At 70.0% G+C, this 14,690-nt stretch carries 16 protein-coding genes; 9 read left to right on the top strand and 7 right to left on the bottom strand.

Translation table 11 applies throughout. From position 1 onward, the window contains the following. Positions 1 to 57 precede the first annotated feature (57 nt). From J2Y42_RS07325 to J2Y42_RS07310, 4 genes are all read right to left on the bottom strand, one after another. The gene (locus J2Y42_RS07325) at positions 58 to 1,416 is read right to left on the bottom strand and encodes an extracellular solute-binding protein (RefSeq protein WP_309856327.1); all 1,359 of its coding nucleotides are present in this window, start codon (positions 1,414 to 1,416) and stop codon (positions 58 to 60) included. Positions 1,417 to 1,444: 28 nt separating this feature from the next. Further along, entirely contained in the window at positions 1,445 to 3,547 is a 2,103-nt protein-coding gene (locus J2Y42_RS07320; protein WP_309856324.1) for a beta-galactosidase, read from the bottom strand. A 136-nt stretch (positions 3,548 to 3,683) separates the two neighbouring features. Beyond that, positions 3,684 to 4,682 carry a LacI family DNA-binding transcriptional regulator gene (locus J2Y42_RS07315; RefSeq protein WP_309856322.1) on the bottom strand — a complete coding sequence of 333 codons (999 nt, stop codon included), beginning with the start codon at positions 4,680 to 4,682 and terminating at the stop codon, positions 3,684 to 3,686. A gap of 40 nt (positions 4,683 to 4,722) precedes the next feature. Continuing rightward, positions 4,723 to 5,406, bottom strand: coding sequence for an SDR family NAD(P)-dependent oxidoreductase (locus J2Y42_RS07310; protein WP_309856319.1), 684 nt, complete (start codon positions 5,404 to 5,406; stop codon positions 4,723 to 4,725). A gap of 102 nt (positions 5,407 to 5,508) precedes the next feature. Here J2Y42_RS07310 and J2Y42_RS07305 point away from each other — a divergent pair, with 102 nt between their 5' ends. Then, on the top strand, positions 5,509 to 6,348 hold the full coding sequence (locus J2Y42_RS07305) for a helix-turn-helix transcriptional regulator (RefSeq protein ID WP_309856316.1): 840 nt from the start codon (positions 5,509 to 5,511) through the stop codon (positions 6,346 to 6,348). 214 nt (positions 6,349 to 6,562) lie between these two features. Here the strand turns inward: J2Y42_RS07305 and J2Y42_RS07300 are convergent, their stop codons facing one another. Genes J2Y42_RS07300 through J2Y42_RS07290 form a run of 3 tightly spaced genes read right to left on the bottom strand, consistent with a single transcriptional unit; the run spans position 6,563 to position 8,803 of the window. Then, positions 6,563 to 7,306 carry a phosphotransferase gene (locus J2Y42_RS07300; protein WP_309856312.1) on the bottom strand — a complete coding sequence of 248 codons (744 nt, stop codon included), beginning with the start codon at positions 7,304 to 7,306 and terminating at the stop codon, positions 6,563 to 6,565. Positions 7,307 to 7,335: 29 nt separating this feature from the next. After that, the gene (locus tag J2Y42_RS07295) at positions 7,336 to 7,740 is read right to left on the bottom strand and encodes a heme-binding protein (RefSeq protein WP_309856309.1); all 405 of its coding nucleotides are present in this window, start codon (positions 7,738 to 7,740) and stop codon (positions 7,336 to 7,338) included. A 40-nt stretch (positions 7,741 to 7,780) separates the two neighbouring features. After that, positions 7,781 to 8,803, bottom strand: coding sequence for a zinc-binding alcohol dehydrogenase family protein (locus J2Y42_RS07290; RefSeq protein WP_309856306.1), 1,023 nt, complete (start codon positions 8,801 to 8,803; stop codon positions 7,781 to 7,783). 121 nt (positions 8,804 to 8,924) lie between these two features. On the opposite strand from J2Y42_RS07290, the gene J2Y42_RS07285 reads away from it, so the two are divergent. The 8 genes from J2Y42_RS07285 (at position 8,925) to J2Y42_RS07250 (ending at position 14,682) form a co-directional block, all read left to right on the top strand. Further along, positions 8,925 to 9,296: a helix-turn-helix domain-containing protein gene (locus tag J2Y42_RS07285; RefSeq protein ID WP_309856303.1), complete on the top strand. Its 372-nt coding sequence runs from the start codon at positions 8,925 to 8,927 to the stop codon at positions 9,294 to 9,296. A 42-nt stretch (positions 9,297 to 9,338) separates the two neighbouring features. Beyond that, on the top strand, positions 9,339 to 9,605 hold the full coding sequence (locus tag J2Y42_RS07280) for a lipopolysaccharide assembly protein LapA domain-containing protein (RefSeq protein ID WP_018189624.1): 267 nt from the start codon (positions 9,339 to 9,341) through the stop codon (positions 9,603 to 9,605). Between the two features lie 65 nt (positions 9,606 to 9,670). After that, positions 9,671 to 10,213: a sigma-70 family RNA polymerase sigma factor gene (locus tag J2Y42_RS07275; RefSeq protein ID WP_309856299.1), complete on the top strand. Its 543-nt coding sequence runs from the start codon at positions 9,671 to 9,673 to the stop codon at positions 10,211 to 10,213. Continuing rightward, positions 10,203 to 10,976: an anti-sigma factor gene (locus J2Y42_RS07270; protein ID WP_309856297.1), complete on the top strand. Its 774-nt coding sequence runs from the start codon at positions 10,203 to 10,205 to the stop codon at positions 10,974 to 10,976. Before J2Y42_RS07275 ends, J2Y42_RS07270 begins: the two co-directional genes overlap by 11 nt. Before the next feature lie 132 nt (positions 10,977 to 11,108). After that, on the top strand, positions 11,109 to 11,963 hold the full coding sequence (locus tag J2Y42_RS07265) for a DUF4397 domain-containing protein (RefSeq protein WP_309856294.1): 855 nt from the start codon (positions 11,109 to 11,111) through the stop codon (positions 11,961 to 11,963). After that, a complete protein-coding gene (locus tag J2Y42_RS07260; RefSeq protein WP_309856291.1) occupies positions 11,960 to 12,625 on the top strand; it encodes a class F sortase in 666 nt (221 codons plus the stop codon). The genes J2Y42_RS07265 and J2Y42_RS07260 overlap by 4 nt, the downstream gene beginning before the upstream one ends. 93 nt (positions 12,626 to 12,718) lie before the next feature. After that, entirely contained in the window at positions 12,719 to 13,396 is a 678-nt protein-coding gene (locus tag J2Y42_RS07255; RefSeq protein ID WP_309858061.1) for an ABC transporter ATP-binding protein, read from the top strand. After that, on the top strand, positions 13,393 to 14,682 hold the full coding sequence (locus J2Y42_RS07250) for an ABC transporter permease (RefSeq protein ID WP_309856290.1): 1,290 nt from the start codon (positions 13,393 to 13,395) through the stop codon (positions 14,680 to 14,682). The genes J2Y42_RS07255 and J2Y42_RS07250 overlap by 4 nt, the downstream gene beginning before the upstream one ends. Positions 14,683 to 14,690 lie beyond the last annotated feature (8 nt).

The raw sequence follows: 14,690 nt of genomic DNA, 5'->3' as shown, positions 1-14,690 counted from the left end.
GTTCGAGCCGAGGGTGCGGGCCGGCGGCGGATGCGCATCCACCGCCGGCCCGGAGCCCTACTTGTTGACGGAGAAGCCCTGCTGGGTCCCGTAGCTGACGAGCGCCTTCTGCCAGGCGTCGAGCCCGGCGGAGAGATCGCCCTTCGCGGCGAGAGCTTTGCCCATCGTCTCGGTGTAGCTCGAGTAGGCGTAGTCCATGTAGGGCAGCCAGTCGAACTTGGTGTCGACGGTGGTGGAGATGTTCGCGAACAGCTTGTTGACCTCCTGGCCGCCGTAGAACTCGGCCTTCTGGTCGACGAACGCCGGATCCTTCAGCGTGGAGTTCAGCGTCGGGAACAGGAACTGCTTGTTGGCGAACATCAGCGTCGACTCCGGGTCGTTGTTGATGAACTTGGCCAGCTCGTACGCCGCGATCGGGTTCTTCGTGGTCTTCAGGACCGCGTCGGAGGACCCTCCCCAGTTGCCGGAGGCCGGCTTCGCTCCCGGCGTCTGCGGCAGCTCGGCGGCACGCCACAACCCGGAGGTCTTGGCCGCAGTGCCCTGGAGGAACACCGGAGCCCACGCCGCGGTCAGCCAGCCGGCGTACTTGCCGTTGGCGAGCCCCTGGTACCAGCTGTCGGTGAAGTCGGGATCGGTGGAGACATATCCCTTCTGGATGAGGCCCTGCCAATACGAGGCCACCTTCTTGGCCTCGTCGCTATTGACGTCGACCGTGACGCCCTTCTTCCCGTCGTAGCCGAACGGCTTCACGCCGGCCTGCCAGAGGAGACCGAGCATCTGACCGGCCTGGCTGGACGCGAGGTTCGACATGTAGACGCCGGTCTTCTCCTTCACGGCCGCGGCGTCGGTCGCGTACTCCTCCCACGTGGTCGGCGGAGTCGTGACGCCGGCCTTGTCGAGGATGTCCTTGCGGTACAGGTTGCCCATTGGGCCCGAGTCCTGCGGCACGGCGTAGACGCCGTTGTTCTGCTTCACCTGGTTCCACACCCACGGCACGTACTGGTCGCCGAGGTCGTTCGCGCCGTACGGCGCGAGGTTCAGGAGGCTGTCGGTGACGGTGAACGACGAGATGTACTGGAACTCGATCTGCGCGACATCCGGGGCGCCCTTGCCCGCCTTCAGTGCCGTGCGCAGCTTCTGGTAGTGCGGAGCTCCCTGGCCGACGTTCTCGACCTTGACCTTGATCGCGGGGTACTTCTTCTCGAACAGCGCGACCTCGTTCTTGATATCGGGCACCCACGTCCAGAAGGTGAGGGTGGTCGGCGTCTTCATCGCCTTGTCGATGTCGGACTGCGAAACCGGCTTGGTGTTGTCGGCGGTGCCGCCCCCACCCCCGGTGCAGCCGGTCAGCGCGAGGGCGACGGCCAGGAGGCCGGTGCCCAGCGCCACTGCTGTTCTCGGTGCTTTCTTCCTCATGAGCGTTCTCTTTCTCTTGGTGTTCCGGTCACGCCTGTGAACCGGCGACCTCGAACACGGCGACGCCGCGCGGTTCGAGGGTGAAACGGGAACCGGCGGCGAACCGCTCGCCGGTGTCCAGGTGGATGCTGTCCGCCGGCACGGTGACGACGTGCTCGGCCGCGGACCAGTTGTGCACGAAGGCGACGTCGTGGTCGCCGGCGCGCCCGGTGTTGACGGTGACCGGCGAAGCGGTCCGCCAGCGCGCGGCGGCGGTCTCGGGCACGAGCCAGCGGGCGAGGCTGCGGGCGAGCTCGCGATTGGGGACCGTTCCGACATAGGTCACGCGCCCCGCGCCGAACGGCGTGGTCGTGATGGCGGCGTCGGCTCCGAGCTCGGTGGGCTCGTACGACACGAGCGTGGTGGCCGCCTCCACGGTGAGCACGTCGACCCAGGCCGTCGCCTGCGCGCCCGGCTCGAGGTCGAAGCCCTCATCGGATGCGGTGACCGCCAGCGGCTCGGCGAGGTTGCTGTACTCGTCGTACCAGACGCCGGCTGCGTCGTGCAGCCGGTCGGGTGCGACGGCCCGCCGGGCGCGGGCGAGCTCGTCGCCGTATCCGGTCCGGATGCCCAGCACGAGGTGGCCGCCCGCTTCGGCGTAGGCGCGGAGCGCATCCAGGGTCGCGTCGTCGGCGACGTACTCGGCGGCCGCGACGAGGATCGGATGCTCGGCGACGAGTTCGGCCGCGGACCGCTGCACGAACTGCCGCGTGTGCTGCACCCGCACCTGCGCGCCGACCTCGCTGAAGCCGCGGTAGAAGACGTCGGCGATGCGGCCGTAGGAGGCGCTGTCCGGTCCGCCGTCGTCCGTCGCGAGCGGCGGATACGTCTCGAACGACCACTTGGTGTCGGTGGAGTGCAGCATGAGCACGTCCGCATCCGGGAGGAAGCCGTCGAGGGAGTCGCCCAGCCGTCCCAGGCTCGCGCCCAGGTCGGCCACCTCCCGGTAGATGCGGCCGGGAACCTGGCTGTGCGGGAGGACCCCGCCCCAGTAGGTCTCCACCCCGAAGTGGAGGGTGTGCCAGTGCCAGTACTCGATCATCCGGGCGCCGCGGCTGATCAGGGCGTACGCGGCCTGCTTGATCTGGCCGGGGAACGGCGGCTGGTTCTGCCACGGTCCGCCGATCGACTGGGCGTTGGTCTCGGTGACGAGGAACCGCTCCTGCGCCGACGAGAAGGCGCGGTCGCCCCACTGGAACAGCGCCCATGGACCCGTGTGCCACCACTCCGCACGACGCGGGAGGTCGACGTCGGCCGAGAGGCCGTCCTGCATCAGGTAATACGGGTTGCCCGCGGTGATGTCGAGGGAGGAGACGAGCTCGTCGTCGGAGATCTGCGGCCGGGAGTAGGAGATGCAGGTCGTCACGAACTGGTCGTCCCTGGCGTATTCGCGCACGATCTCGGCCTGCCACGCGATGAGGTCGGTGGCCTGCTCGCCCTGGAACCGGCGCCATTCCAGCTGGTACTGCGGCATGAGGTTTCCACCCGGGCGCCACAGCTCCGACCACTCGGCGATGCGGTGCGACCAGTAGACGAGCCCCCACTCGTCGTTGAGGCGCTCGACGGTGCCGTAACGCCTCCGGAGCCAGGAGACGAACGCCTGGAAGGTCGACTCGTTGTGCGGGAGGTTGTTGCCCGGCTCGTTGTCGACCTGGTAGCCGATCACGGCCGGGTGGTCGGCGTAGCGGGCGACGACCTTCCGGATGATGCGCTCGGCGTACCAGCGGTAGACGGTCGACGACTGGTCCATCTCCTGGCGTGCTCCCCAGCCGATGGCGTGCCCGCGCCCGTCGATCGCCGCGATCTCCGGGTGGAGCGTCTGCAGCCACGGCGGGATGGCGTAGGTCGGCGTCCCGAGGATGACCGCGATGCCGCGGGCGTGGGCTCCGTCGAGCACCGGCTGCAACCAGTCGAGGTCGAACTCGCCGTTCCGCGGCTCCCAGGTGGACCACACCGACTCGCCGACCCGGATGACGGTGAACCCCGCCTCCGACATCAGGTCGAGGTCGCGATCGAGCGTCCCCTCCTGCTGGTACTCGGCGTAGTAGGCGGCTCCGAAGAGCACACCGGGGAACGGGGGGTTCTGCGTCATCGTCGACCTTCCGCGTCTTTGCTTGCGTGTTGTCGACAACATTTGGACTTGGATGGTCCGGATGTTGTCGACAACATGACCTGGTCGCGATGCTACACAGACCGGTGCCCGGGGCACAACCACCGAGACCGGATGGTTACCTTCCGGCCGTCCGCGCCTCGGCCGTCGAGCCCCTCCGCACCAGCTCCGGCAGGCGGTATCCCGGCACATCGGCCACGTCGCCGCCCTCGATCTTCGCGATCAGGACGTTCATCAGGTAGGCGCCCTCGCCCTCGAAATCCAGGCGGATGGTCGACAGCGACGGCAGGTGGAAGCGCGACTCCGGCGCGTCGTCCATCCCGATCACGCTCACGTCCTCCGGCACACGCAGGCCGCGCTCGGCCAGCCCGAAGATCAGGCCGATCGCCATGCTGTCGTTCGCGAGGGCGACCGCGGTCACGCCGTCGGGCAGCTGCTGCGCGGCGCGATAGCCTGCCTCGGCGGACCAGTCGCCCTCGTACTCCCACACGACGTCGAGGCCCCGCTCAGCGGCGACAGCGAAGAAGCCGCTGCGGCGCTCCCCCGCTGCGATCCAGACACCCGGCCCGTTCACGAAGGCGACGCGGCGATGCCCGAGATCGGCGAGATGCGCCGCCGCGAGGCGACCGGGATGCGCGCGCGGGTTGGCGCCGGAGGACGAGAGCCCCTCCCCCGAGTCGATCGAGATCGGGACGTCGAGCCCACGGTTCGCGACGGCCTCCCGGACCACGTCCGTCTGCGCCGTCGCGAAGACCCCGGCGATCTGGTGCTCCATCACCACATCCAGTGCGGCGTCGACCGAGTCGGCGTCCTCCCCGTCCATGGACGCGATATCGAGCACATAGCCGCGGCTCCGCGCCGCGGTCGTGGCCCCGGCGATGATGCGGCCGGGCCCGGAGAGCTCCATCCGGTGGGCGAGGATGCCGATGCGGTTGGACTGGCGGGAGCGCAGCCAGCGGGCGGCGCCGTTCGGCCGGTAGTTCAGTTCGTCGATCGCGGTCTGGACCTTCTCGCGCGTCGCCGGGCGGATCCCCTCGAAGCCGTTGAGGAACCGGGTGACAGTCTGGTGCGAGACCCCCGCGTGGCGTGCCACATCGTAGATGGTGGCGCGTTTCATGGAATGAAGTGTAGCCACACCGCGCGGAGGCCCCGCCCGGTCAGTACTCGATGCGCCCCGAGCGGCTGTGGAACTCGCCGGTGGGGCCGTCCGGCCCGAGGGTGGCGAGCATGACCGTGGCGTCGGTCCCCTCCCGTACGGTCTGGTGCCCGCTGAAGCCGTTGAACTCCGTGGCGGTGTAGCCCGGGTCGCTTGCGTTCACCCGGAAGCCGGGCAGGCCCTTGGCGTACTGCACCGTGAGCGCGATGACCGCCGCCTTGGATGCCGCGTAGGCGATGCCGAGCACGGGGTGCTCGTCGTGCCCGGGTGTCGACAGCCACCGCGGCCAGCCCACCCCCGAGGCGACGTTCACGATGACCGGCGCCGCCGAGCGGCGCAGCAAGGGGAGGCAGGCCTGGGTCACCCGGGCGACGCCGACGACGTTCGTGTCGAGCGTCTGCCGCATCGCCTCGATGTCGAGGTCGTCGGCGCCCTGTCGCAGGCCGCCGAGCACGCCGGCGTTGTTGACCAGCACATCCAATTCGGGCAGCGAGGCGACCGCCGCATCCACGCTGGCCTGGTCGGTGACATCGAGGGCCAGCGGGATGGCACCCAGCGCCCGCGCTTCCTCCCCCGTCGCGATGTCGCGCATCCCGGCGTAGACCGTGTGCCCCGCCTCGATGAGCCGGCGGGCGGTCTCGAGGCCGAGGCTGCGGTTGGCTCCTGTGATCAGTGTCGTCGTCATGTCCTCGATCCTGCGCTCCGGCCGCGGGGATGCCCAGGCACCGGCCTTCGGGGGTACCGGCAGTACCAGGGTCGGGCACGTCACCGGACGTACGATGAGGCCATGAGCGAGTTCGCGGCGGTGCTGCGGTCGTGGCGCGACCGCGTCGACCCGGCCGAGGTGGGGCTGCCGGCCGGCCCGGGTAGACGGACGCCGGGGCTGCGCCGGGAAGAGCTCGCCGCGCTCGCCGGGGTGAGCGTCGACTACATCGTGCGCCTGGAGCAGGGCCGCGCGACGAATCCGTCGCCGCAGCTCCTCAGCGCGCTCGCCCGCGCGCTCCGCCTCTCGGCCGAGGAACGCGACCACCTGTTCCGCGTGGCCGGTGCGGCGTCGTCGCCGGCGGGCAGCATCCCGAGGCATCTCACGCCGGGCGTACAGCGCATCCTCGACCGGATCGGGGATGTGCCGCTCGCGGTGTTCACGGCGTCGTGGGACTTCCTCGTCTGGAACCAGCTGTGGGCCGCGCTGCTGAAGGATCCGTCGGAGGTCACGGGACTCGACCGCAACCTGGTGTGGCGGCACTTCACGCACGGCCATTCCGGCGTCGAGTTCGACGACGTGCACGCCGAGGAGTTCTCCGCCGACCTGGTCGCGGAGCTCCGGCAGGCGCACGGACGCTACCCGGCCGACCGCGACCTCGCCCGTCTGATCGCGCGGCTGCGGGACGCATCCCCCGACTTCGAGCGCCGCTGGGCCACCGCACGCGTGGCCGCGCACCGCTCCAGCCGCAAGACGATGACCGAGACGATCGTCGGGCCGATCACCGTCGACTGCGACGTGCTCACCGTGCCCGACGGCGACCTCCGCATCGTCGTCTACACCGCGGTGCCCGGCAGCGAGGATGCGGCCAAGCTCGACCTGCTGCGCGTCGCGGGCGTGGAGCGGTTCGCCCCCGCACCCTGACCTCCCGCGAGATTCGTGGGGGGGGTTGGGGGGTGTGGGGGGGGTGGGGCGACCAAAGGGCGACACAGCCCCCCGGGGTGGGAGGGGGGGGGCGGCGGTAGGGGGGGGGGGGGGCCGCCGCCCCCCCCCCCCCCCGCCCCCGGGGGTTGTTGGGTGCCGTTCGCGGCCCCCCCCCCCCCCCCCCCCCCCCCCCCCCACGAATCTCGCCCCGGTTTTACAGGGCGCGTGCCCATATGTCGCGGTGCGCGGTCACGTAGCGGGTGACCGCCTGCCAGTGCGCTCCGTGCCCGGTCTCGTACATCGACGCCCACGGTTCCCGACCTGCGCGGTTCGACGAGTGGAGCAGGTCGTACATCGCCTGGGTCCTGCGGCCCATCTCGGTCGGGAGGTCATCGCGCAGGCTCTCGTCGGCGCCGTAACCGTCGACGAATGCCGCGAGTGCCCGGGCGGAGTCCCCGGGGGCGCGGGCCGGGTCGTTCAGCGTGAACGCCTGGGCCGCGTAGGCCAGATCCCAGAGGCGGGTGCTGGGGCCGGAGGCGTCCCAGTCGATGAAGACCCAGCGGTCGCCCACAATGAGGTTCCAGGGAGCCAGGTCGTTGTGGCAGACCAGGTCGCCGCCCGGTGCAGGGATCGCCGTCTCCCAGACCGCATCCGGCGGCGGGACGAACCCGGCACTCGCGTCGTGGATGGAGCGGACTATCGCCCCGACCCGACGCAACTCGGACAGGGAGAGCGGGTCCGCATCCATCGCCAGACGGCCCGGCACGAACTCCTGGACCTGCCGCCCCTCGTCGTCGCGACCTAGCGGGGCCGGCGCATCCACACCGGCCCCGCGCAGGTGCTCCACGAACGACACGACGCTCGAGGTCGCCGCCGTCCACGGCTTGCGGACGGTGCCGCCGATGCGCACCACCGTGCCGCCGGCGTTTCCCCCGGCGAGCGCCTCTTCCTCATCCACAGGTCGAGGCTAGCCGCGTCGGCCGGGCGTCAGATCGCCGCCACTGCCGCGGTCGCGATCTCCAGATCCTGCTCGGGCGTACCACCGCCGGAGCCGAGGGCGCCGATCAGGCCGCCCGCCGCATCCACGATCGGCACGCCACCGGCGATGAAGGTGAGCTGCTCGACGCTCGCGTCACCCAGGGTGAACAGCGGCGCACCCGGCTGCACGGCCCCGGCGAGGTCGCCGGAAGCCGCACCTCCGAAGAAGATCGTGGTGCGGGCCTTCGCGAAGCTCGACTCGATCGAGACGAGCGGCGCGCCGTCCTGACGCACCGAGGCGACCATCCGCGCACCCGTGTCGAGCACGGTGAACGACGACGGCACGCCGAGCTCGGCGGCCTTGGCGTCGGCGGCGGCGATGATGCGCTGAGCCTGGGACAGGGTGATGGACATGGGTGTTCCTTTCGTTGCAGGGTTGGAGGAGGAGAGGGAGTCAGGCGTCTTCGTCCGTGAGGACGACTTTGCCGATGACACGGCCGCTCTCGACGAGCGCGTGCGCCTGTCGGAGGGTCTCGGCGTCGATCGGGTGGAGCACGGTGGTCGCGGTCGAACGCAGCCGGCCGGTGTCGACCAGTTCGGTGATCGCGTCGAGGATCTCGTGCTGACGAATGAGGTCGGGCGCCTGGTGAAGTGAGCGCGCGAACATGAACTCCCAATGCCAGGTCAATGCCTTCGACTTCAGCGACACCACATCGAGGTGCGAGGGGTCGTCGATCGCGACGATCTCACCGAACGGCCGCAGCATCCGCTCGTAGACCGGCAGCTGCCCGATGGAGTTGGTGGTCAGAATCCACTCGATTCCGTCCGGCTCGGTCGCGAGCACCTGCGCGGCGAGATCGCCGTGGTGGTCGACGACGTCGTGGGCGCCCAGATCACGCACCCAGGCGTCGCTCTCCGGTCGGGATGCGGTGGCGACGATGCGGACGCCCGGCCGCAGGGCGCGCGCGAGCTGGATGGCCATCGACCCGACACCACCCGCTCCGCCCACGACGAGGAGCGTCCCCGTCGCCGCTTCGTCGATGCGGAGCTTGTCGAACAGGGCCTCCCACGCGGTGAGGGCGGTGAGCGGGAGGGCGGCCGCGTGTGCGGCGGTCAGGCTGGCGGGGCGGCGGCCGACGATCCGCTCGTCGACGGCCTGGAGGGCGGCGTTGCTGCCCGGCCGGTCGATGGCGCCGGCATAGTAGACGTGGTCTCCGGGCTGGAACAGGGTCACGTCACTGCCGACCGCGCGCACTGTGCCCGCCGCATCGAAGCCGAGCACCCGCTGTCCGCCGGCCGGGGCGGCCCCACCCCGCAGTTTCACATCCACCGGGTTGACCGAGACGGCGGTGACCTCGACGATCAGGTCATGCGGGCGGGGTTCGGGCGCGGGGATGCGGGTGTCGACCAGGCTGCGGGAATCTGAGGTGGGGAGCGCGCCGGTCTGGACGACCGCGCGGACGTCGTTGGAAGTCATGCGATCAGCATCCGGGAAGCAATGTGGTTACCCGCAAGGGCACCTGGTTACCCCGAGGTAACCATGAAAGCGCAGGTGGGAGGCCACTTCCCTTTGGTTACCGTCCCGTATACTCCCTGCCATGACGCTCGCAGCAGCTCCCCTCGCCCCGGCCCATACCGACACCTGCGACCGTAACGACGTCTATGCCGCCGCCTGCCCGTGCCGCGAGATGCTCGACCTGCTCGCCAACAAGTGGACGGCGCTGGCGATCGGCGCGCTGGAGGATGGGCCTCGCCGGTTCGGCGAGCTCAAGCGCGACCTGCAGGGCGTCAGCCCGAAGGTGCTGTCGGCGACGCTGAAGCGCTTGGGGGATGCGGGCCTGGTCGACCGCACGGTGTTCGCCGAGGTCCCACCCCGCGTCGAGTACTCCCTCACCCCGCTCGGCCGGAGCGCCGGTGCCCCGCTGGCCCACCTGCGCGACTGGGTCAACGAGAACGTCACACGGCACTGACGCCCCTGGCGACCCGCCCCTCCCCGCCGCCATACTGACCGGATGAGCAGCGCGGGGAACACGGGTCGGGATGACGAGAACCGTCTGACGCGGTTCCTGAAACGCAAGTGGCTGGCGATCGTGCTCATCCTGCTGCTGGTGATCGTCGCCGTGCAGAACCTCGTCGGCGGCGATCGCGCGACCATCTTCGTGCTGTGGACGCAGGTGCAGGTGCCGACCTGGCTGCTGGTGGTGCTCGTCTTCCTGATCGGCGGGGTCGTCGGCTGGGTGCTCGCGAGGAACCGCGCGGCCAGACGCGCACGGCGCTGAGGCGTTTTTCGCCAGAAAGCCGCCGTTTGCTCGCTTTCTGAGGACCTGCGAGCGATGATGACTGCGTGGATGACACGGAGCGTTCACTCGTCGGCGCACTGCACGCCGGCGATGTGTCCGCGATCGAGCTGTTGTACCAGCGCTGGGGACGGCTGGTCTACACGCTCGCGCTGCGCTCGCTCGGCAACGTCTCCGACGCGGAGGACGTGACGCAGCAGGTGTTCGTCGCCGCCTGGCAGGGCCGCGCGGGTTTCGATCCGGAGCGCGCGAAGCTCAGCACCTGGCTGATGGCGATCACCCGCCACAAGATCGTCGACGCCTACGAGGCGCGGGCGAAACGGCAGCGCGAATTGGAGGCGTTCATGGAGAGCGTGTACCTCCAGTCGCTGAGCTGGACGGATGAGATCGCCGACAGCGTCGCCATGAGCCAGGAGCTCGACCAGCTGGAGCCGGTGGCGCAGCAGATCATGCGGCTCGCCTTCTACGATCGGCTGACCCATACCCAGATCGCGGCGAAACTCGACCTTCCGTTGGGTACGGTCAAGAGTCATATCCGGCGCAGCCTTCTCCGGCTGCGGGCACGGTTGGAGGACGCGGATGACGCATAGCGACCCGGACGTCCTCGCCATGCTCGCCCTCGGCGAGACGGACATCGATGCGCGAGACGTCGACCACGTGATGACCTGCCCGGAGTGCCGGACGGAGCTGGAGCGCCTCACGCGCGTGACGCGTGCGGCGCGTGAGAACGGCCCGGTCGACTTCGCCCTTCAGGAGCCCGCTCCCCGCGTGTGGGAGAACATCAGCGCGCAGCTGACACTCGACCCGCCCGCGACCTCCACCGTCGCGGTCGACGACGGCATCCCTTCGGGCACTCGGGCTGATGCTTCCCCGACGCGGGATGTCGCCCCGCGCCGCCGGGGACGCGGCGGCCGTCGTCGCTGGCCGTACCTGGTCTCCGCGGCGGCGGTCGCGCTCGTCGCCGTCGCTGTGGCTCTCGTCGTGTTCATCCGTCCGGCGCCCCAGGTGGAGGCGCAGGCCACGCTGGCCGGGCTGCCCGCGTGGTCGACCTCCAACGGTCAGGCCACCATGGAGCGAGAGCCCGACGGCACGACGGTCCTGGCGGTCGAACTGGACTCCCCGGCCGTGCACTCCCCCGGCACCGCTTACCGCGAGGTGTGGCTGATGAACAGCGACCTCACCAAGTCGATCAGTGTGGGCCTGTTGGATGGCGGCACCGGTCGCTTCGTGATGCCGCCCAACATCGCGGCGGCTGACTATCCGGTCGTCGACATCTCGCAGCAGCCGCTCAACGGCGATCCGGCGCACTCGGGCGACAGCATCGTCCGGGGAACCCTGTCCGCGGCACGCTGACCGGGCCAGGTCCGCTGCCGCCGTTTCCTCCATTTCCTCCGGGAATCGGGATGAGGTGCATCCGATTCGCCCTCCGCCCGGAATGTATGGGCATGCGACGCGATCCCGCGTCCGACATCCCTAGGAGGATCGATGAAGATCAGAGCAGTTTCCGCTTCGGCCGTGGTGATCGCCGCGCTCGCGTTCGCGGTGAGCGCCGCCCCCGCCACGGCTGCCGAGTCGGACGTCCAGCTCTCTGTGATCCACGGAGTGCCCGGCACGCCCGTCGACGTGTGGGTGAACGGCACCGACACGATCAAGAACTTCCAGCCGGGCACGATGGCCGGTCCGCTGACCCTGCCGGCCGGGACCTACAGCGTCTCGATCACCAAGGTGGGCGCCGCCTCGGCGACGGACAGCCCGGTGATCGGCCCGGTCGACCTGCCGCTCGCGGCGGGAGGCAACTACTCGGCGGTCGCCCACCTCGACGCGTCGGGCAAGCCGACGGCCACGTTGTTCACGAACGACATGTCCGCCACGGCTGCCGGGCAGGGCCGTCTGACCGTCCGCCACGTCGCCGCCGCACCCGCGGTCGACGTCGTCGCGGGAGGGAAGGCCGTCGTCAGCAACCTGACCAACCCGAACGAGGCGAAGCTCGACCTGCCCGCATCCACCGTCTCCGCTTCGGTGACGGCCGCGGGAACGACCGAGCCCGCCCTGATCGGCCCGGCCGACGTGACGATCGCCGACGGAACGAACACGATCGTCTACGCCTACGGCAGCGCCACCGACAAGAACCTGGCGCTGATGGTCCAGACCATCGACGGCCTGGGGACGCCGCCGAACGGCGTGCAGGCCGGCACCACCGGTGCCGCGTTCCGTGCAGACCAGGCAGCCCAGTCGGAGCAGACCGCGCTGTGGGTCGGCGCCATCGCGCTCCTGCTGACGGCCGCCGTCACGGCCGGTCTCGTCGTCCGCCGCACCCGTGCGGAGTCCACCCGGGGATGAGTCCCCACACCACAGCCCACGCGAGGGCGGCCGCCGTGTTCGGTGCCGCCCTCGCGTTGGTGGTGCTCACGGGGTGCACGACAGGCGCGAGCGTTGCACCGACGCCGACGGCTCCGAGCGTCGGCCCCACTTCGTCGCCGCCCGCTGCGTCGTCCCCGACGCCCGACATCCCGCGCACGACCATCGACACCCGGTCGGCTCCGCCCGTCGCGCCGGAGCAGCCGCCCGCGCGCGTCGCTGTCGCGTCGCTCGGCATCGATATGCCGGTCGTCCCCGTCGGTCTCGATCCGACGGGCGACGTCACCATTCCGTCCGAATCGCACACCGCCGGTTGGTACCGCTACTCGTCAGGCGTATCCGCCACGACGGGCTCGATCGTGGTCGTCGCCCACGTGGATGCCTGGGACGGCATCGGGCCGTTCAGCCGCCTCAAGGACGTGGCGCCCGGCGCGGAGGTCGTGCTCACCGGCGACTCCGGCCCTCGCAGCTTCCGGGTCGACGGCGTCGCCCAGCCGCAGAAGGCGCCCGGGTCGCTGAAGGACTTCTTCGTCGAGACCGGCCCGGCGAAGCTCGTGCTCATCACCTGCGGCGGCGTCTTCGACGACTCCACCGGCCACTACCGCAACAACGTGATCGTGACGGGGACCCCGATCGCGCCGTGAGGCGTGCGCCTCCATAGGGCGTCATGTGCAGTCACTGCACCATATGTTACAGTGACTGCACTAACGACAAATGGAGGTGTGCTGGTGGAAGCGATCTTGAGCGCCAAGGGTCTCTCGAAGACCTACGGGACCGGAGAGAGCCGGTTCGAGGCGCTGCGCGGAGTGGATCTGGACATCGCTCCGGGAGAGAGCGTGGCGATCGTCGGCAGGAGCGGGTCGGGCAAGTCGACTCTGATGCACCTGCTCGCCTTACTGGATCGTCCGGACGACGGGGAGATGCTCATCGATGGTCGGCCCGCGTCGCACCTGGGAAGGCGGGAACTCGACAACCTCCGGAACGAACGGTTCGGCTTCGTGTTCCAGCAGTTCTTCCTCATTCCGAACCTGACCGTCCTCGAGAACGTGACGTTGCCGCTGGCGATCCGCGGGGTATCGCGGAAGGAGCGAGCCCGGCGCGGGATGGAGGTTCTCGAGCGTCTCGACCTCGCCGACAAAGCGAAGAATGCGGCAACGGCGCTTTCCGGAGGGCAGAAGCAGCGCGTGGTCATCGCCCGCGCTCTCGTCGGAGATCCCAGCGTCATCTTCGCCGACGAACCGACCGGCAACCTCGACAGCACCACCGGAGCCCACGTGGAGGATTTACTGCTGTCGTCGCGGGAGACGGACGGGATCACCCTCGTGCTCGTCACCCACGACGATGACCTGGCGGCGCGATGCGACCGCCGGGTGACCATCACCGATGGCCGCATCGCCGCGGAGGTGGCGGCATGAGAACGGGCGAACTCATCCGGACAGCGGCGCGCAACGTCTTCCGGACCAAGACGCGGGCGATCCTCACCGTGCTGTCGCTCTTCGTCGGCGCGTTCACCCTCACCCTGACCACGGCGCTCGGTTCGGGGGTCTCCGACTACGTCACCAAGCAGCTGGCGTCGCTCGGCTCTCAGGACGTCCTCCTCGTCCAGCGATCCGCACCCACGGGCACCGGACCGCAGAAGTACGACCCGGAGGCGGGGGGCGCGGCGGCCGCCGCAGGCGGTGCTCCGAACCCGCTCGGAGCGAGCGGCGGCACGCTCTCGGACGCCGATGTGGCCGCGATCGGGAAGATCGACGGCATCGAGCGGGTCGCCCCGATCCAGAGTGTCGCGGTCGACTACATCGCGGCCGCCGACGGCGACCGGTACCAGCTCTCGATCAATCCCACCTCGTCCATCACCCGGGCCGATCTCGCCGCCGGGGACCAGCTTGATCAGAACGCCTCCGCGCATCAGCTGGTGCTGCCCGAGTCGTATCTGGAGCCGCTGGGCCTGAAGTCGGCCGCCGACGCCGTCGGTACCGAGGTCACCCTCGGCCTGACCGACGCGATGGGCAGGCCTCAGACGGTCATCGCGACGATCGTCGGCGTGGCTCGCACCAGCCTGCTCGCCAGCGGCGCGGGCGCGAACAACGCCCTCCTTGACGCCCTCGTCACCTCCCAGCGGGCCGGCCTGGACACCCGCGCCGGGTATCCGCTCGCCATCGCCTACCTCGACGGAAACCCTGACGCGCAGCGAATCGACGACCTGAAGGACGAACTCGCGGACGCGGGATTCAGCGGCCAGACGATCGCGGACCAGCTGGGCACCATCCAGACCGTCATCAACGGCATCATCGGCGTGCTGAACGCTTTCGCCGTGGTGGCCCTGATCGCCGCCGCCTTCGGGATCGTGAACACCCTGTTCATGGGTGTACAGGAGCGCACCCGAGAAATCGGGCTCATGAAAGCCCTGGGGATGCCGAGCCGGAGGGTATTCGCCCTGTTCAGCGTCGAGGCCGTCGTCATCGGGCTGCTGGGCAGCGCGCTCGGGGCGGTCGTGGCGATCCTCCTCGGCAGCGGGATCAGCGCCGCCGCGGCGGCCGGTCCGCTGTCGCAGCTGCCCGGGCTCACGCTCCTGCTGTTCCGGCCGGAGTCCGTCCTCGTCGTGGTCGTCGCGATCATGCTCATCGCGTTCCTGGCCGGCGTCCTCCCTGCGCGTCGAGCCGCCCGGCAGAACCCGATCGACTCGCTACGCTACGAGTAGGACACCGG

The sequence above is a fragment of the Leifsonia sp. 1010 genome (genome assembly GCF_031455295.1).
Taxonomy (GTDB): domain Bacteria; phylum Actinomycetota; class Actinomycetes; order Actinomycetales; family Microbacteriaceae; genus Leifsonia.
This window is presented reverse-complemented; position numbering and strand designations above follow the sequence as displayed.